This is a genomic window from Methylobacterium nodulans ORS 2060 (genome assembly GCF_000022085.1).
GTDB lineage: Bacteria > Pseudomonadota > Alphaproteobacteria > Rhizobiales > Beijerinckiaceae > Methylobacterium > Methylobacterium nodulans.
The window spans coordinates 6,997,870-7,015,728 of sequence record NC_011894.1 but is presented as its reverse complement, the minus strand read 5'-3'; the positions used below and the strand labels follow the sequence as shown (position 1 = coordinate 7,015,728).

General features: G+C 71.1%; 17 protein-coding genes and 1 pseudogene. 16 read left to right on the top strand and 2 right to left on the bottom strand.

Annotation, left to right across the window (positions count from 1 at the left end; all coding sequences use genetic code 11):
• The first annotated feature begins 14 nt into the window (after window positions 1-14).
• From MNOD_RS32730 to MNOD_RS32685, 11 genes are all read left to right on the top strand, one after another.
• A complete protein-coding gene (locus tag MNOD_RS32730; RefSeq protein WP_015933238.1) occupies window positions 15-641 on the top strand; it encodes a class I SAM-dependent methyltransferase in 627 nt (208 codons plus the stop codon).
• Window positions 642-763: 122 nt separating this feature from the next.
• Entirely contained in the window at window positions 764-1,198 is a 435-nt protein-coding gene (locus tag MNOD_RS32725; protein ID WP_015933237.1) for a GlcG/HbpS family heme-binding protein, read from the top strand.
• Window positions 1,199-1,368: 170 nt separating this feature from the next.
• The gene (locus tag MNOD_RS32720) at window positions 1,369-1,617 is read left to right on the top strand and encodes a hypothetical protein (protein ID WP_015933236.1); all 249 of its coding nucleotides are present in this window, start codon (window positions 1,369-1,371) and stop codon (window positions 1,615-1,617) included.
• A 674-nt stretch (window positions 1,618-2,291) separates the two neighbouring features.
• Window positions 2,292-2,432, top strand: a complete 141-nt coding sequence (locus tag MNOD_RS48440; RefSeq protein WP_015933235.1) for a hypothetical protein — start codon at window positions 2,292-2,294, stop codon at window positions 2,430-2,432.
• A gap of 402 nt (window positions 2,433-2,834) precedes the next feature.
• Complete coding sequence (locus tag MNOD_RS32715; protein WP_015933234.1) at window positions 2,835-4,031, top strand: septal ring lytic transglycosylase RlpA family protein; 1,197 nt, start codon at window positions 2,835-2,837, stop codon at window positions 4,029-4,031.
• An 85-nt stretch (window positions 4,032-4,116) separates the two neighbouring features.
• Window positions 4,117-5,328: a D-alanyl-D-alanine carboxypeptidase family protein gene (locus MNOD_RS32710; protein ID WP_015933233.1), complete on the top strand. Its 1,212-nt coding sequence runs from the start codon at window positions 4,117-4,119 to the stop codon at window positions 5,326-5,328.
• Entirely contained in the window at window positions 5,325-6,002 is a 678-nt protein-coding gene (gene tmk, locus MNOD_RS32705; RefSeq protein ID WP_015933232.1) for a dTMP kinase, read from the top strand. The genes MNOD_RS32710 and tmk overlap by 4 nt, the downstream gene beginning before the upstream one ends.
• Window positions 5,992-7,038 carry a DNA polymerase III subunit delta' gene (locus MNOD_RS32700; RefSeq protein WP_015933231.1) on the top strand — a complete coding sequence of 349 codons (1,047 nt, stop codon included), beginning with the start codon at window positions 5,992-5,994 and terminating at the stop codon, window positions 7,036-7,038. The genes tmk and MNOD_RS32700 overlap by 11 nt, the downstream gene beginning before the upstream one ends.
• Before the next feature lie 359 nt (window positions 7,039-7,397).
• Entirely contained in the window at window positions 7,398-8,945 is a 1,548-nt protein-coding gene (gene metG / locus MNOD_RS32695; protein WP_015933230.1) for a methionine--tRNA ligase, read from the top strand.
• Between the two features lie 6 nt (window positions 8,946-8,951).
• Window positions 8,952-9,758, top strand: a complete 807-nt coding sequence (locus MNOD_RS32690; protein ID WP_015933229.1) for a TatD family hydrolase — start codon at window positions 8,952-8,954, stop codon at window positions 9,756-9,758.
• A gap of 10 nt (window positions 9,759-9,768) precedes the next feature.
• Window positions 9,769-10,578, top strand: coding sequence for an MBL fold metallo-hydrolase (locus MNOD_RS32685; protein WP_015933228.1), 810 nt, complete (start codon window positions 9,769-9,771; stop codon window positions 10,576-10,578).
• Here MNOD_RS32685 and MNOD_RS32680 read toward each other — a convergent pair.
• The gene (locus MNOD_RS32680) at window positions 10,545-10,904 is read right to left on the bottom strand and encodes a cupin domain-containing protein (protein ID WP_015933227.1); all 360 of its coding nucleotides are present in this window, start codon (window positions 10,902-10,904) and stop codon (window positions 10,545-10,547) included. The genes MNOD_RS32685 and MNOD_RS32680 overlap by 34 nt on opposite strands.
• Before the next feature lie 334 nt (window positions 10,905-11,238).
• Here MNOD_RS32680 and MNOD_RS47345 point away from each other — a divergent pair.
• The 5 genes and pseudogenes from MNOD_RS47345 to ppk2 all read left to right on the top strand — a co-directional run.
• Window positions 11,239-11,379, top strand: a pseudogene (locus MNOD_RS47345) (helix-turn-helix domain-containing protein); the annotation flags it as partial.
• Between the two features lie 176 nt (window positions 11,380-11,555).
• Window positions 11,556-12,089 carry a hypothetical protein gene (locus MNOD_RS32670; protein WP_015933226.1) on the top strand — a complete coding sequence of 178 codons (534 nt, stop codon included), beginning with the start codon at window positions 11,556-11,558 and terminating at the stop codon, window positions 12,087-12,089.
• Window positions 12,090-12,263: 174 nt separating this feature from the next.
• Window positions 12,264-13,382 (top strand): efflux RND transporter periplasmic adaptor subunit, encoded by a 1,119-nt coding sequence (locus tag MNOD_RS32665; RefSeq protein ID WP_015933225.1) that lies wholly within the window; start codon window positions 12,264-12,266, stop codon window positions 13,380-13,382.
• A 4-nt stretch (window positions 13,383-13,386) separates the two neighbouring features.
• Complete coding sequence (locus tag MNOD_RS32660; protein ID WP_015933224.1) at window positions 13,387-16,575, top strand: efflux RND transporter permease subunit; 3,189 nt, start codon at window positions 13,387-13,389, stop codon at window positions 16,573-16,575.
• A gap of 25 nt (window positions 16,576-16,600) precedes the next feature.
• A complete protein-coding gene (gene ppk2 / locus MNOD_RS32655) occupies window positions 16,601-17,443 on the top strand; it encodes a polyphosphate kinase 2 (RefSeq protein ID WP_015933223.1) in 843 nt (280 codons plus the stop codon).
• Window positions 17,444-17,447: 4 nt separating this feature from the next.
• Here the strand turns inward: ppk2 and atpC are convergent, their stop codons facing one another.
• Window positions 17,448-17,849 (bottom strand): ATP synthase F1 subunit epsilon, encoded by a 402-nt coding sequence (gene atpC, locus MNOD_RS32650; protein WP_015933222.1) that lies wholly within the window; start codon window positions 17,847-17,849, stop codon window positions 17,448-17,450.
• Window positions 17,850-17,859: the final 10 nt, after the last annotated feature.

Here is a 17,859-nt window from a genome sequence, read left to right as displayed (position 1 = left end):
AAGGGTCCGCCGTCTTGCCCTTGCCCCGCCGATCCAGCGCGAAAGCCCTCGCCCTGTCCCGCACCGCGCCGCGGCGCGACCTGTTCGAGGACGAGGCGCGTTTCCTGCGCTCCTGGTTCGAGCGGCCTCTCGTGACCGGGGCAGTGACCCCTTCCGGACGGTTGCTCGCCCGTACCATGGCCTCCTATGTCGACCCGCGGCTGCCGGGGCCGGTGATCGAGCTCGGCCCGGGCACCGGCCCGGTGACGGACGCGCTGGTGCGGCGGGGCATCGAGCAGGAGCGCCTCGTCCTCGTCGAGTACAATCCCGATTTCTGCGAGCTGCTGCGTCGCCGCTTCCCGCGCGCCACGATCCTGCGCGGCGACGCCTACCGGATGCGCGAGACCCTGCGGGACATCGTGACGGAGCCGGCCTGCGCCACCATCTCGAGCCTGCCGCTCTTTACCAAGCCCCTGGAGCGGCGCCTGGACCTGCTCCAGGAGGCGCATGATCTGATGCAGCCGAACGCGCCCTTCGTGCAGTTCACCTACGCGGTCGTGCCGCCGATCCCGGCGCGCTCCTCCGACTACACGGCGAGCCGCTCGAACAAGGTCTGGCTGAACCTGCCGCCGGCCCGCGTCTGGGTCTACCGCCGGCCCTGACGGTGCCACCTTGCCCGAATGGCGGACGGCGCTGCGCATCCTCCGCCGCCGCGTTCACTCTATAACCTCTACGGGCCGCCGGTCCCGACGACCGCGCGGCAAGGCGTTATGGGAGTGGACGCATGCACGTCACGATCAAGGAAGCCCAGCAGGCGATCGAGGCCGCGCGCGCGAAGGCGGAAGCGATTGGCACTCAGATGTGCATCGCCGTCGTCGATTCCGGCGGCAACCTCAAGGCCTTCTACCGGATGGACGACGCCTGGGTCGGGTCCATCGACATCGCCCAGAAGAAGGCCAAGACCGCCCTGTTCTTCGGCATGCCCACCGGACAGATCGGGGCATTGTCGCAGCCGGGCGGCCCGCTCTACGGGATCGAGCACTCGAATGACGGGCTCATCACCTTCCCGGGCGGGATTCCGATCGTCGACAAGGACGGGGTGATGTCGGGCGCGATCGGCGTCAGCGGCTCGACCGTGGAGAACGACCACGCGGTGGCCGAGGCGGGCGCGCGGGCGATCGGCGAGACGGAGCTGCCCGGCCATCCCTGGCGGACCTGACCGGGCGGCCCCGCCGCCGAGTTCGGCCCCGTCTCCGGGTCCGGCCTCCAGGTCCGGCGGCGGGACGTCCGGCGACGGGGCCCGTGCGGCCAAGCTACCCCATTGCGGACGCGATCCTCTGCTCTCACCGCGCCGCCCGGCTGGATCGGGTTCGTACTGGAGTTCTCGCCGTGCTCTACCGCACCGCTTTCGCCCTCGCCCTGACGTCGACCTGTGCCTTGGCGTCGCCCCAGCAGACGCCCGCGCCGGATCGCGCCGCCCTGAAGCAGTACTGCACTGGCGATTACCTGACCTATTGCGGCAACTTCCCGCCGGACGGCCCGGAGGTGCGGGCCTGCTTCAAGCAGAACAAGGCCAAGCTGTCGCAGCCCTGCCAGGCCGCCATCGCCGGCTACGTGAAGGCGCAGCGGCGGAGCTGAAAGCGCCTACGGCCGGCAAAAGCCGCGTCAATTCAAAGCCCTGGCGCTTTGTCCCAAAGCGAAATCGAGCTGCGTGGAAGCCGCCCCGCTCCTCATGCTGAGGTGCTGGGCGATCGAAGATCGCTCAGCCTCGAAGCACGCCGGACCGGTGCTCCTGCCCACCCTGATCTTGGACGAACGTTCAGGGGTGCTTCGAGGCCGCCCGCGCGATCTTCGATCGCCAGCACCTCAGCATGAGGGCCGGTGGGGCTGCCATGGGGGCGCACCATGGGGGGCGCACTTGCAGCCGGCTTCCGCCATCAGGGCCGGCTCGGCCGGTGGCGAACTCATGCGCGGGTCCGGGATGCGGCGCGCCGCGTCCCGGCGACTGCGCCGGCGAAGCACTCCGCCGCCGAGCGCGCTCATGCAGCGTCAGCGCAACCTCGCGTATCGGCCTGAGAAGGCTCGCGGATTCCGCAGTGCGCGGGCGGCTGCGCCAGGCTGTCCGGGCTCGCCGCCGGCTGGCGGGGCGTGAGCCGGCGCACATCGCCGTGCAGGACCTTTCTGCCACAGTGGCGGCGGATCGGCTGCCGGGAGGGCCGGATCCGACGGGATCGCCGCCGAGTGTCGCGACGCGACACTGGTGTCCCGCCGCCTCCGCCGCTCCACTGGCTGCCCTGTAGCGAGGCTGGCCCATGGCGGACACATCCCTGTTCCTGAACCTCGGCGGCGCGATGGTGCTCGCGGTGCTGGCCGGTCACGGCATCCGCTGGGCTCTCGACGCCTGGGTCCGGCTCGCCCCCGCGAGTTCCGACGAGGCGGAGGGCGCGGAGTAGCCCGGCCTCGCGCGGACCCGGCGACTCTGGGACGGCCGGCCGGCCGACAAAGCTGTGGGCCGAGTCCACGCCTGACCGGGCCCGCCTGCTTCCTGGGATCGGCGCGTCATCTCAATGACTTGCGTGATTGTCCTCAGGGCCGGCGCGAGGAGCGCCGGCGCCGCCGCGGGCCAACCGCCTCGACCCGATCTGCCCGACACGCCAAGGACTTGGAGGATTGTCCTCGGGCACGGCCGCAGAGCCGTCCCGCCGTTTGACTCCGCGCCCCGTCAAGCCTTCCTTCACGAAGACGCGCCAGCTTGGCGGTGAATGCCGTTGCCCCCCGGCGGCGGCTTAAGGCCGCGACAGGTCCGGGGCGAAACCGGGCGGCGGCGAGGGCGGCAGGCGGGAACCGGAAGGACGATGGCGGGATCCTCGAAGGGCGGCTTGATCGCATCCGGCAGCGCAGCGGGAGCCCTGCGGCTCGCGGCAGTGGCCGGCGTGGCGCTCCTCACGGCCAATTGCGCGGGCACCCCGCACCCCACCACCACGGCCGCGCGGAGCGGCCGCCAGATCGACCCGAAATACGGGGTCGCCCCGAGCCCGCGCCTCTACGGCGAGAACGATCCGATTCCGAAGGGCGGCGGCCGCGCCATGGTCGGCAAGCCCTACATGGTCGCCGGTCACACTTATGTCCCGCGCGAGGACCCGCGCGGCTATGTCCGCGAGGGGCTCGCCTCCTGGTACGGCACCGCCTTCCATGGGCGGATGACCGCTAACGGCGAGGTGTTCGACCGTTTCTCGGTGGCCGCCGCCCATCCGACCCTGCCGCTGCCGAGCTACGCCCGCGTCACCAACCTCGCCAACGGCCACTCGATGGTGGTGCGTGTGAACGATCGCGGCCCCTATCATGCCGGCCGCCTGATGGACGTGTCGGAGCGGGTGGCCGAGGCGCTGGAGTTCCATCGCCGCGGCACGACCCGGGTCCGGGTGGAGTATCTCGGCAAGGCCTCGGTGGCGGGCAGCGACGACCGCAAGCTGATGGCGACCCTGCGCACCGACGGGCGCCCTGCGGGAGGCCCCTTCGGCGCCAACCTGATGGTGGCCGACGCCGGCGAGGAGGCGAAGCCCTTCGCCTTCCGGCGGCCCGAGCCCGAGCCGACGCCCGTCACTCCGGTGGTGGAGCGTCCGCGGGTGATGCCGGCGCCCGTGCGGGTGGCCGAAGCCCCGCTCCGTCCCGCACCGGCCCCGCGCCCGGCCCCCATCCGGGTCGCCGAGGCGCCACCGCGCAGCGCGCCCGCGCCGCAGCCGGCGGCGGCCGCCAGATCCATGGTCGCCGCCAAGCCCATCGTCGTCGCCAAGGACCGCAGCGCCCTGGCCCAGGCCATGCTCGCGGCGGCGCAGCCCGCGGGCCGGACCGGACCGGCTCCGGCGCCCCCGCGCCGCGCCGCGCCGCTGCCTCTCTCGGCGCCCCTCCAGCTCGGCGGCGCTCATCCGGTCCCGCCCGGCCGGCCCGGAGCGGGCCGCAGCCTGACCGCCCGGTTCGACGGCGGCGGGGCGGGCGCGCGCAAGACGCATTCGGCCGCAGCGCCGCGTGCCCGCGTCGCGGATATGCTCTGAGCGAGGCGGCGGATCCGCCGCGGTTGCACCACCCCGGCCGGAGCGTCAGAGTGGCCGCCGGACGGGCAATCGGGACGGTGGCGGCATGGTGACGGCAGCATGGGCGGGTAGGGCGGTCGCGCGGCTCGCGATGGGGATCGCGCTGGCCGCCTGTCTCACGGCCGCCGCACGGGCGCAGGGCTTCCAGAGCCAGGCCCCGCACGCGATCCTGGTCGATGCCGATTCCGGCTCCGTGCTCTACGAGAAGGCCGCCGACGAGCCGTTCTCGCCCGCCAGCATGGCCAAGCTCATGACCGTCGAGGTGATCTTCGACGAGATGCGCAAGGGCCGCCTGAACCAGGACAGCGAGTTCCCGATCAGCGAGAATGCCTGGAGGCGCGGCGGCGCGGGCGGGGGCGGCTCCTCGATGTTCGCCCAGCTCAACAGCAAGGTGAAGCTGCCGGATCTCCTGCGTGGCCTCATCGTGCAGTCGGGCAACGACGCGGCCATCGCCGCCGCCGAGGCGATCGGCGGCACCGAGGACAATTTCGCCCAGATCATGAACCGGCGCGCCCGCGAGCTCGGGCTGACCCGCTCCACCTTCCGCAACGCCACCGGCTACTCGGCGCCCGACCAGAAGGTGACGGCCCGCGACCTCGCCAAGCTCGCCATTCACCTGATCGAGACCTATCCGGAGGAGTACAAGCTCTTCGCCGAGCGCGAGTTCACCTGGAACAAGATCCGCCAGCAGAACCGCAACCCGCTGCTTGCCATGGATATCGGGGCGGACGGGCTGAAGACCGGCTACCTGGAGGAATCGGGCTACGGCCTGACGGGCTCGGCGGTGCAGAACGGCCAGCGACTGGTCATGGTGGTGAGCGGCCTCAAGACTGCCCGCGAGCGGGCGGCGGAAGCCCGCAAGCTCCTCGACTGGGGCTTCCGCGCCTTCGAGGCCCGCCAAGTCTTCGCCCCCGGTGAGACCGTGGCGGAGGCCGACACTTATGGCGGCGAGAAGGGCAAGGTGGCACTCGTCGCGAAGAAGCCCGTGCGGGTGCTGCTGCCGCGGGGCTCGGCCGACCGCCTCACCGCGCGGGTGGTCTACCAGGGCCCGCTCATGGCGCCGGTGGCCGAGGGGCGCGAGGTCGCGCGGCTCAAGATCATGCGCGGCGATCAGCAGCAGCAGGTGCTCGACATGCCCCTCTACACCGCCGAGGCCGTCGGCACCGGCACCATGACCCAGCGCGCTCTCGACGCGGCCATCGAGGTCGGGACCGGCTGGGTGCGCGACGCCTTCGCCAAGCTGACGAACCGGTCGTGAGCGGGACGGCGCAGCCCGGCGTCTTCATCACCGTCGAGGGCGGGGAGGGCGCCGGAAAGTCGACCCAGATCGCGAGGCTCGCCGAGCGCCTGCGGGCAGGCGACCGGGAGGTGATCACCACCCGCGAGCCCGGCGGATCGCCCCGGGCCGAGCAGATCCGCACCGCGCTGCTCGCGGGCGCCGCCAAGGACCACGGCCCCTTCGCGGAGGCGCTGCTGTTCTCGGCCGCGCGTCTCGACCATCTCAACACCCTGATCCGGCCCGCGCTCGCCCGCGGCGCCGTGGTGCTCTGCGACCGCTTCGCGGATTCGACCCGGGCCTATCAGGGGGCGGCCGGCGGCATCGACCCGCAGGAGGTCGCGGCGCTGGAGCGCGTCGTCGTCGGGCCGACCCGGCCCGACCTCACGCTGATCCTCGATCTCCCCCCCGAACTCGGTCTCGCCCGCGCCCGGCGGCGGGCCTCGTCCCCGGGGCCGGACCGCTTCGAGGCCGAGACACTGTCCTTCCACCAGCGCCTGCGGGAGGCCTTCCGGGCCATTGCCGCCCAGGAGCCGGAGCGCTGCGTCCTGATCGACGCCGCGGCCGACCCGGACGCGGTGGCGTCCGCCATCCGGGCGGCGGTGGCCGGACGCCTGCCGCAGCTCCTGCGCGAGGGACACGGCCATGCCGCCTGAACCGGCCGGCGAGGATCTGGAGCCGGGCGAGGTCCCGGGGCTGACGCGGCCGCGGGCGCAGGCCGCCCTCATCGGCCAGGAGGCGGCCGAGCGGGCCTTTCGCGAGGCGATCGGGGCGGGGCGGCTGCACCATGCCTGGCTCCTCGGCGGCCCGCGCGGGATCGGCAAGGCGACACTCGCCTACCGGGTGGCCCGCCACCTGCTCGCGCAGCAGGGGACGGGGCGGGGCGTGCCGGAGACGCTGGCGGTGGCGCCGGGCCACCCGGTGGCCCGGCAGGTCGCGATGCTGTCGCATCCGAACCTCGTGGTGCTGCGCCGCCAGCGGGCGCCCGGCGCCAAGACCGTGCCGACGCAGATCACCGTCGAGGCCGCGCGCCGCGCGCTCCATCTCTTCGCCGAGACCTCGGCGGATGCGGGCTACCGCATCTGCATCGTCGATTGCGCGGAGGAGCTGAACCTCGCCAGCGCCAACGCACTCCTGAAGCTCATCGAGGAGCCGCCGCCGCGCTCCCTGTTCCTGATCGTCAGCCATGCGCCGGGCCGGCTCCTGCCCACGATCCGCTCCCGCTGCCGGCGGCTCGCGCTGCGCCCGCTCGGCGACGCCGAGGTGGTGCGGGTGCTCCAGGGTCTCGGCGAGCCCTTTGCCGCTCATCCGCCCGAGGTGCTGGCCCGGGCGGCGCGCTTGAGCGAGGGCTCGGTCGCCCGGGCGCTCGGCCTGCTCGACCCGGCGACCCTCGCCCTCGTGGACGAGATCGAGGCGCTCCTCGCCGCGCCCGACTGGCGCCGGGTCCTGGCGCTGGCCGAGCGCCTGAATTCCCGCGACGCCGACGCGCTCTACGAGACCGCTCTCGACACGGTGCAGCGCCACCTCGCCGCGGAGATCGGCCGGCGCCTCACCGAGCCGCCCGCCCGGCTCGCGGCCTTGGCCGATGCGAGCGAGCGCATCGCCCGCGCGGCCCGCGAGGCCGCGACCTACAACCTCGACCGCCGCCCGGTGATCCTGTCGCTGTTCGAGGAGGTGGCGGCGGCCCGCTAGAGCGGTGCCCGATCAGGTTGAAGCGTAAGCATCGTGCTCGTATCCGGCGGCCGCGAAGGAGTTGCGGCCCTCCTCGGGTGAGAAGTGCATGCAGGCTTGGCGGATACACCACACGCTGGCGCAGATCGACGGACAAGGTGGTCGGCATCAGAGCCTCCCCCTTGGGTCGTCAACCCCTTCACATCCTGCACAGCTTCAGAACGGATGAACACCGCTCTAGAGCGGGGCGCCAGGCCATCCATGCGCTTTGCTCAGGGCAGGGGGTGTCCACCTCACCCCGAATTTGCTCTAAGGCTTGAGAGACAAGGGGGCGCGGCCGCGCCCCTCGCGATCCTCGAACCTTCTCGGGAACCCCTTTCGTGGCGGGCGAACGCTTCACCATCACCACGGCGATCTCGTATCCGAACGGCGCGCCGCATATCGGCCACGCCTACGAGGTGATCGCCACGGATGCCATCGCGCGGTTCAAGCGCATCGACGGCTACGACGTGTTCTTCACCACCGGCACCGACGAGCACGGGCTGAAGATCCAGCAGACCGCCGCCAAGGCGGGCGTCACGCCCAGAGCCTTCGTGGACGCCATGGCGCCGCGCTTCCGCGCCATGGCCGAGGCCCTGAACTGCTCCTTCGACCGCTTCATCCGCACCACCGACCCGGACCATGTCGCGGCGTCCCAGGCGCTCTGGCGGCGCATGGAGGAGGCAGGCGACATCTATCTGTCGAAATATTCCGGCTGGTACTCGGTCCGCGACGAGGCCTATTACGACGAATCCGAGCTGGTGCTCGGCCCCGACGGCGTGCGCTGCGCCGAGAGGACCGGCACCCCCGTCGAATGGGTGGAAGAGGAAAGCTACTTCTTCCGGCTCTCGGCCTATGCGGACCGCCTGCTCGCGCATTACGCCGAGAACCCCGACTTCATCGGCCCGGAGACCCGCCGCAACGAGGTGGTGAGCTTCGTGCGCTCCGGGCTGCAGGATCTCTCGGTCAGCCGCACCACCTTCGACTGGGGCGTCCCGGTGCCGGGCGCGCCCGGCCACGTGATGTATGTCTGGGTCGACGCGCTCACGAACTACATCACCTCCTGCGGCTTTCCGGACGAGGGCGATCCGCGCTGGCGGCACTGGCCGGCCGACCTGCACGTGATCGGCAAGGACATCATCCGCTTCCACGCGGTCTACTGGCCGGCCTTCCTGATGTCGGCCGGCGTGGCCCTGCCCAAGCGCGTCTTCGGCCACGGCTTCCTGCTCAGCCGCGGGGAGAAGATGTCGAAGTCGCTCGGCAACGTGGTGGATCCGGTCGAGCTCGCCGGCCTCTACGGGGTGGACCCGCTGCGCTACTTCGTGCTGCGCGAGGTGCCCTTCGGCCAGGACGGCAACTACTCGCACGAGGCGATCGTCAACCGCACCAACGCGGATCTCGCCAACGATCTCGGCAACCTCGCCCAGCGCTCGCTCACCATGATCGCGCGCAATTGCGGGGGCGCCGTGCCGGAGCCGGGCGCGCTGATAGAGGCCGACCGGGCCTTGCTGGCCGCCGCCGACGCGCTGCCGGCCGCCGCGCGGGCCGCGATGACGGATTACGCGCTCCATCATGCGCTCGCGGAGATCTGGGCGGTGGTGGCGGAGGCCAACCGCTACTTCGCCGGCCAGGAGCCCTGGACCCTGCGCAAGACCGACCCGGCCCGCATGGGAACCGTGCTCTACGTCACGGCCGAGACGCTGCGCGCGATCGGCATCCTGGTGCAGCCCTTCGTGCCGGCGGCCGCCGCCAAGCTCTTGGATCTCCTGGCTACCCCTAAGCAGGCGAGGGGGCTCGCGCAGGTCGGGGAGGGGAACCGGCTCGTCCCCGGCACGGCCCTGCCGGCGCCGAGCCCGATCTTCCCGCGCTTCGTCGAGCCGGAGGCCTGAGGCGGCATGCTGGTCGACAGCCATTGCCATCTCGACTTCCCGGGCCTCGCCGGGCGGCTGCCGGAGGTGCTGGAGCGGGCGCGCGCGGCGGGCGTGACCCGGATGGTCACGATCTCGACCCGGGTGCGCCACGCGCCTGTCTATCGCGACCTCGCCGAGGCTCACCCCGAGATCTTCTTCACGGTCGGGACGCATCCGCATCAGGCGGGCGAGGAGCCGGACATCCCGGCGGACGAGATCGTGGCCCTGGCGCGCCACCCGCGCTGCATCGGGATCGGCGAGGCGGGCCTCGACTTCCACTACGACAACGCCCCGCGGGACGTGCAGGCGCGGGTTTTCCGCACCCATATCGCGGCGGCCCGCGCGAGCGGCCTGCCGCTCGTGATCCACGCCCGCGAGGCGGATGCCGAGATTGAGGCGATCCTCACCGAGGAGATGGGGCGCGGGCCGTTCCGGGCGGTGCTGCACTGCTTCTCGTCGGGCCGGCGCCTCGCGGAGGCGGGCGTGGAGCTCGGGCTGTTCGTGTCCTTCTCCGGCATCCTGACCTTCCGCCGCTCGGAGGAGCTGCGGGCGATCGCGGCGGCGGTGCCGCGCGACCGGATCCTCGTCGAGACCGACGCGCCGTACCTTGCGCCCGAGCCCCATCGCGGCCGTCCGAACGAGCCTGCCTATGTCGCGGAGACCGCCCGGGTGCTCGCCCGGACCCTCGGTATGGCGCCGGACGACCTCGCGCGGCTCACCACCGCCAATTTCTACCGGCTGTTCGACAAGGCTGCGCAGGGCGACGCCGCGCAGGCCGGATCGGCCCCATGAGGTCCAGCCCATGTCCGCGCTGACGCTCCGCATCCTCGGCTGCGGCTCCTCCGGGGGCGTGCCGCGGGTCGGCTCCGGCTGGGGCGCCTGCGATCCCGCCGAGCCGAGGAACCGCCGCGGCCGCTGCTCGATCCTGGTCGAGGGACGCCAGGATCATTCCGGCCCGGCGACGATGGTGCTGGTCGATACCTCGCCGGATCTGCGCGAGCAGCTCCTCGACGCGGGCGTGATGCGGCTCGACGCCGTGCTGTTCACCCACGCGCATGCCGACCACACCCACGGCATCGATGACCTGCGCCCGCTGGTGATCCAGATGCGGCGGCGCATCCCGGTCTATGCCGACGCGACCACGCAGGCGCTGCTGAAGCTGCGCTTCGGCTATTGCTTCGAGACCGCGCCGGGCAGCCAGTACCCGCCGATCCTCGACCTGCACGAGCTGCCCGACGGCATCCCGCTCTCCCTCGCAGGCCCTGGCGGCCCGGTCACCGCCTCCTCGTTCCGGATGGAGCACGGCGATGAGGAGGCTTTGGGCTTCCGCTTCGCGGACGCGGCCTACGCGCCCGACGTCAGCACCATGCCGGAGGCCGCCAAGGCGCATCTGCGCGGCCTCGATCTTCTCATCATCGACGCGCTGCGCGACACGCCGCACCCGACGCATTACTCGGTCTCGGACGCGCTCGCGCTGATCGAGGAGGTCCGGCCGCGCCGCGCCATCCTCACCAACCTCCACACGGACCTCGATTACGAGGCCCTGCGCCGCCGGCTGCCGGAGGGCGTGGTGCCGGCCTATGACGGGCTGACCGTCACGGTCGACGGCTGACAATACACGCAGAGCCAGATTGTCGCGGCGACCGGGCTCGTCCACTCCACCCGGTGCCGGAGATGGGCCGGAAGCAGGAGATGGTCGCCCGGCTCGAGCACCCGCGCCTCGGCCTCGCCGGCGATGCGCAGGCGCGCGGCGCCCGCGAGCAGCAGCACCCATTCGTCCTCCGGCTGGTCGTACCAGAAGCCCGGCGGGCTCGCTTGGCCGGTCGAGACGATGCGCTCGATCCGCAAGCCCGGGCGCGCCAGGATCGCGGTGACGACCTCGTCCGGGCTGCCGGGCGGCGGCAGGTCGGCGAAGATGTCGGCGGTCGGCGCGGTCATGGCGGGCTCCGGCTCCGGGAGACAGGACGCAGCAGGCGTAGCCGCCCCGGCGCGGCGGGTCACGCCTCGGACTGCAGCTGAAGCGGCGCCACCGCCGCCTTAGGTTCCATAAGATCCCTTATGCGAATCAGGATCCCGGGGCTCCGGCGGGTGGCCAGGTGTCGTGCGCGGATTATTTTGGCGCTGATGAACGGCATAGAATGGCACTGATCTGTCACCCTCCCCGCCTCGGCGTCGGCGCAAGTGATTGGATGTGAAGGCGGAATGCCTGGGTGGAGAAGAGGAGTCTGCCCTGGCTGCGGCGGCCTGTTCCCGAGTTTGCGACAGGCCCTGCATCGCCGATTATCTCGGGCTGACCATCGAGACGGTGTCGCGTGCGGTGAGCCAGTTGGAGGCTGACGGTGCGCTCCTTCGGGCGGGTGCCCGGCGGATCCGGCTCTGCCATGCTGCGATCCGCCAGATCCTGCGTGACTGACCGGCAGCGCGCGGGTCGGGGCCGCGTCGGAGGATGCGCGTGGTGTGCGACGAATCCAGGGACGGAGTCCTGGCGCGGAGCGGCAGGACTCCGCTGTAGGTGAAGGCATGAGTGGCTCAAGGATCCAACCTGCGAACCATCGCTCCGGCAAGCCCGCGGGCGCGGCCGGAGGCCGGATGCGGCGGATCGGGCAGCGCCTGTATGAAGAGCTGAAGCGGATCGCCACAATCTTCGTCTACCTATGGATTGTCTTCGGTGTTCTGGTGCTGCACGAGTCTCTCGTATTGTCGCGACATGGCATCAACTATGATTTCTATGGCTTTGCCTTCATCAATTCCTGGATCCTGGCAAAGGTCATGCTGATCGCCGAGAGTCTGGATGTCCGTCCCCGCTGGCAGGGCCGGCCATTGATCTACCCGATCGCGGTGCGCGCGGTCGGCTTCGCGATGCTCCTGGTCTGCGCCTACGCCATCGAGGAGACGGTTATCGGTCTCTGGCGGGGCCGGACGCTCGCAGCCAGCGTTCCGGCCATCGGCGGCGGCGGTTTGCGCGGGCTCGTGGTGATCACCGTGATCATGGCGGTCGCTCTCGTTCCCTATTTCGCCTTCCGGGAACTCGGCCGCGTGCTCGGCCGCGATCGATTGCGGGCTCTGATGGTCACGGGCGCTGTCGGGCCGTCATCGAACTCGACCGGAAGCGGCGGAGCTTGATCCGATGCCTGCGGCCTCCGCTCTGGCGGGCCGCAGCCGACCGCCCCCTTCCCCGGCACGGACGCCCTTGCCGACCGCATCATCCGGGATGTCCCGTCCGATCAAGCCGCGCAGGCGCGAACTGCAAGAATAGAGCGCCATTCTCCTGGCTCGGCGATCGGGCGAGGGACGTCCATGGTCCGCTTTCCCCGACTCCTCCTTCTCCTCTCGCTGGCCGTCGGGCCGCATCACGCGGCTCGTGCGCAGACGGACCCAGGCGCGGCCCTGCCTGTCGGCACGGTCGCAGCCCAGCGAAAGCCCATCGACAAGGCGCTCGACTTCGTGGGCCGCGTCGAGGCGGTCAGCCGCGTCGAGGTGCGGGCGCGAGTCACCGGTTATCTGGACGCCGTCCTGTTCAAGGAGGGGGACCCGGTCAAGGAAGGGGCGCCGCTCTACCGGATCGAGCCCGATCTGTTCGAGGCCGCGGTCAAGCAGGCGGAAGGCGCGCTCGAGCGCAGTCACGCCGCCGAAACTCTCGCGGCCATTCAGCTGCAGAGGGCGCAGGAGCTGCTCGACCGGAACGCCGGCACCGTGGTGGCCCGCGACCAGGCCCGTGCCGCCCTCGACCAAAGCAAAGGCGCGGTCATGGGGGACGAGGCGAACCTGCGGACCGCCCAGATCAATCTCGGCTACACGAAGATCGTCTCCCCCATCGCCGGCCGGATCGGGCGCACCAGCGTGACCAAGGGCAACGTGGTGGGTCCGGACAGCGGGGTCCTGACCACCATCGTCAGCCAGGATCCCATGTACGTCACCTTCCCGGTGAGCCAGCGCGAGTTCCTGCGCGTCCAGCAGGGCGGCGATCGCCCAGACCCTAGTCGGATCGCCGTGCGGATCCGCTTCTCGGACGGCTCGACCTACGGCCAGGTCGGGCGGGTCAACTTCGTCAACATCAGCGTGGACCGCACCACGGACACCGTACTGGTGCGCGCGACCATGCCGAACGGGGCTGGCGCGCTGCGCGACGACCAGCTGGTGCAGGTCGCCCTGCAGACCGGGATGCCGGAGGAGAAGGTGGTGGTGCCGCAGGCCGCGCTGATCGCCGACCAGGGCGGGGTCTACGTCTTCGTGGTCGAGGACGGCCGCGCCGTGACCAAGCGCGTGAAGCCGGGCCCCGGCGCCGGCGGCCAGGATGCGGTGATCGAGGAGGGGCTGTCCGGCGGCGAGCTCGTCATCGTCGACGGCCTGCAGCGGGTCCGGCCCGGCATCCTCGTCCGGGCAACGCCGATCGGCCCCCCGGCCAGCAGGACCTGATCCAATGCTCTCCGCCATCTTCGTCGACCGGCCACGCCTCGCGGTGGTGATCGCCATCGTCACGGCGATCGCCGGGGCTCTGGCGCTGCTCTCCATCCCGGTGGCGCAGTATCCCGACATCGTGCCGCCGCAGGTCTCCGTAACGACGACCTATCCGGGCGCGTCCGCCGACGTCGTGGAATCGACCGTGGCCCAGCCGATCGAGTCCCAGGTCGTCGGCGTCGACAAGATGATCTACATGAAGAGCGTGAGCGGCAACGACGGCAGCTACACGCTCACCGGCTCCTTCGAGCTCGGCACCGATCCCGACATCAACGCCGTCAACGTCAACAACCGGGTCCAGATCGCCCTCGCCAAGCTGCCCGAGGACGTCCGCAAGCAGGGCGTCACGGTCAAGAAGAAATCCTCGGCCCTGCTCGGCGTGCTCGCCGTCTACTCGCCGAAGGCGATCCAGGATCCGCTCTTCATCTCCAACTACGTGACCATCAATCTGCTCGACCGGATCAAGAGCACGCCGGGCGTCGGCGACGCGACGCTGTGGGGGCCGCAGGATTACGCCATGCGGGCCTGGGTGCGCACGGATCAGCTCACCGGCCTCAACCTGACCACAGGCGACGTCATCAACGCCATCAAGGCCCAGAACGTGCAGGCGCCCGTGGGGCGGATCGGCGCCCGCCCGATCTCCGACGAGCAGCAGCTCCAGCTCAGCATCCAAACCCAGGGGCGGCTGACCTCGCCCGAGCAGTTCCAGAACATCGTGCTGCGCACGAACCCGGACGGATCCCTGCTGCGCCTCGGCGACGTGGCCCGGATCGAGCTCGGCGCGGCGAGCCTCGACCGCGAGACGCGGCTCAACGGCAGCCCGGCGACGGTCATCGCCATCTACCAGTCGCCCGGCGCGAACGCCATCGCGACCCTGAAGGAGGTCAAGGCCCGGGTCGGCGAGCTCGCCAAGGCCTTCCCGGAGGGGCTGGAGTGGAAGGTCACCTACGATCCCACCGCCTTCATCACCGAGACGGTGCACGAGGTGCAGAAGACCCTCGTCGAGGCCTTCGTGCTCGTCGTCATCGTGGTGTTCCTGTTCCTGGGCAGCCTGCGGGCGACGCTGATCCCGACGCTCGCCGTCCCGGTGAGCCTGATCGGCACCTTCATCGCCCTCAAGGCCGTGGGCTACTCGGCGAATTCCGTCTCGCTGCTCGCCATGGTGCTGGCGATCGGCATCGTGGTCGACGACGCCATCGTGGTGGTCGAGAACGTCGAGCGGGTGATGGAGGAGCACCCGGACCTCACGCCGCGCGAGGCGACGAAGCGTGCCATGGCGGAGATCACCGCGCCCATCATCGCGATCACGCTCGTCCTGCTCTCCGTGTTCGTGCCGGTCGCCTTCGTGCCCGGCATCTCGGGCGAGCTCTTCCGCCAGTTCGCGGTCGCGGTGGCGGTCTCGATGTTTTTGTCGGCCATCAACGCGCTGACCCTCTCGCCCGCCCTCTGCGGCGTGCTGCTGCGGCCCCATCACGGCCCCCGCCGGGGCATCATGGGGCTGGTGATGCGCGGGATCGACAAGGTGCGCGACGGCTACGGGGCCGCCGTCGCCCGGATCGTGCGGCTGTCGGTCATCGGCCTCGTCCTGGCGCTCGCGGCCGCCTGGGGCACGGTCGAACTCTCGAAGATCACCCCGACCGGCTTCCTGCCGGAGGACGACCAGGGCGCCTTCTTCGTCGTGGTGCAGTTGCCCGAGGGCGCCGCGGTCGGGCGGACCTCGGAGGTCGTGGGCCGGGCCGAGGCCCTCCTGCGCGAGGAGCACGCGGTGGCCGACTACACCTCGGTGATCGGCCTCAACTTCATCGACAACTACTCGCAGAGCAACGCGGCCTTCATGGTGGTGACGCTCAAGCCGTTCGAGGAGCGCAAGGGCGCGGGCGACGGGGCGGCGGCGATGATCGCGCGCCTCGGCCAGCGCTTCCGGGAGATCCAGGGCGGGATGGTCGTCCCCCTGGCGCCCCCGCCGATCATCGGCCTCGGCACCGGCGGTGGCTTCGCCTATGTGCTGGAGGACCTGCGCGGCGGTGATCCGCGGGAGCTCGCCCAGGCCCTGCGCGGCCTCATCGTCGCGGCGAACCAGGAGCCGCGGCTCAACCGGGTGTTCAGCACCTTCTCGGCGACGAACCCCTCGGTCTTCCTCGACATCGACCGCAACAAGGTCCAGATCCTCGGCGTGTCGCTCGATTCCGTGTTCCAGGCGCTGCAGGCCTCGCTCGGCGGCTACTACGTCAACGACATCAACCTGTTCGGCCGCACCTGGCAGGTCCAGGTGCAGGCCGAGGCCGCCGACCGGGCGAGGATCGACGACATCTACCGCATCAACGTGCGCAACAAGGACGGCCAGATGGTGCCCCTGCGCAGCCTCGCGGAAGTCAGGATCGTGGTCGGGCCGCCCTCGCTCATCCGCTACAACAACCTGCGCGCGGTGACGGTGCAGGGCTCGCCCGCCCCGGGCGTCTCGTCGGGCCAAGCGCTCGCCGCCATGCAGGCGGTCGCGGCCCGCACCTTGCCGACCGGGTTCGGCGGGGAATGGACCGACACCGCCTTCCAGGAGAAGCGGGCGGAGGGCAAGACCGCGATCATCCTGGCCTTCGCGGTGCTGTTCGCCTTCCTGTTCCTCGTCGGCCTCTACGAGAGCTGGACGATCCCGGTGCCGGTGCTGCTCTCGGTCACGGTGGGCATCGTGGGCGCCTACGCGGCCATGGTCTGGGGCAAGCTGACCCTCGACCTCTACGCCCAGATCGGCATGGTGGTGCTGATCGGGCTTGCGGCCAAGAACGGCATCCTCATCGTCGAGTTCGCCAAGGAGCAGCGGGAGAAGGGCGTGGGCTTGCGGGAGGCGGCGACCGAGGGTGCGCGGCTGCGCTTCCGCCCGGTGATGATGACCTCCTTCGCCTTCATCCTCGGCCTGCTGCCCCTGGTGGTCGCCACCGGCGCCTCCCAGCTCGCCCGGCGCGACGTGGGCACGCCGGTCTTCGGCGGCATGATCGCCGCCTCCTTCCTCGGCATCTTCGTGATCCCGCCGCTCTACGTCGTGTTCCAGGGCCTGCGCGAGCGGGCCTGGCGGCTCATGGGCGGCAAGGGGAAGCAGCGACCGATGCCGCCGCCCGGCGCGCCCGCGGGGGCGCCGGGGCATCTTCCGGCCGAGTGAGCGGGGCCCGAGAGGGGGATGCGCCATGGACGACACCGATCAGAGCCTGCTGGCCGAAGCCTCCAACGACGGCGCAGCTGAAGTCGCGGAGGGCGGCCGGCTGAAGCGGAAGGTCTATGAGCGCGAGCTGCGCAAGCTCCAGGTGCAGCTGTGCCATCTGCAGGCCTGGGTCCGGGCGACGGGCGCCCGGATCATCGTGGTGTTCGAGGGCCGCGACGCGGCCGGCAAGGGCGGCACGATCAAGGCCATCACGGAACGGGTCAGCCCGCGGGTGTTCCGCGTGGTCGCGCTGCCGGCGCCCTCCGACCGGGAGAAGAGCCAGCTCTTCCTCCAGCGCTACATCGCGCATTTCCCCGCCGGCGGCGAGATCGTGATCTTCGACCGCAGCTGGTACAACCGCGCCGGCGTCGAGGCCGTGATGGGATTCTGCAGCGAGGCGGAGCAGCGCCGGTTCCTCGATCTTTGCCCCAGGGTCGAGCACTTCATCGTCGGCGGCGGCATCCAGCTCATCAAGTTCTGGCTGGAGGTCGGTCGGCAGGAGCAGAAGCGCCGCTTCGAGGCCCGGATCACCGATCCCCTCCGGCAGTGGAAGCTGAGCCCGATGGATCTCGAATCCTACCGGCGCTGGTACGACTACTCCCGGGCGCGCGACGCCATGCTGGCGGCGACCGACACCGACGAGCTGCCCTGGCACATCGTCCGCTCGGACGACAAGCGGCGGGCGCGCCTCAACTGCATCGCGCATCTCCTCCACCTGATCCCCTACCGGGAGCTGGCGTCCGAGCCGGTGAGCCTGCCGAAGCGGTGCAAGGAGAACGCCTACGACGACACCCTGCGCGACCGGCGCTTCGTGCCCGAGCGGTACTGACCTCTCAGAGCCCGAGGCTCGCCTTGAACTCCTCCATCCGGCCGATGGAGGCCTCGTGTTGCGCGCGCAGGTCCGGGTCGGCGGTGCCATCCCGCTCCATCTGGAGGTGAAGGATCTCCTCGTCGAGCCGGTCGCGGGTGAGTTCCTCCACCGACAGGACGTGGTCGGCGAGGATCGTCACCTGCGTCCCCGTCACCTCCGCGAAGCCGCCCCGCACGAAGGCGCGGCGGCCGGTCCCCTCCGCGTCGGTGGCGAAGACGAGGCCCGCATGGAGCAGGGTCACGAGGGGCGCGTGACCGGGCAGCACCGTCATGTCGCCCTCGACGCCGGGAAGCAGCACGGAGCGGACCTCGCCCGAGAACACCACGCGCTCGGGTGAGATGAGTTGCGCGAAGAGGTTGGCCATGGCGCCCGCC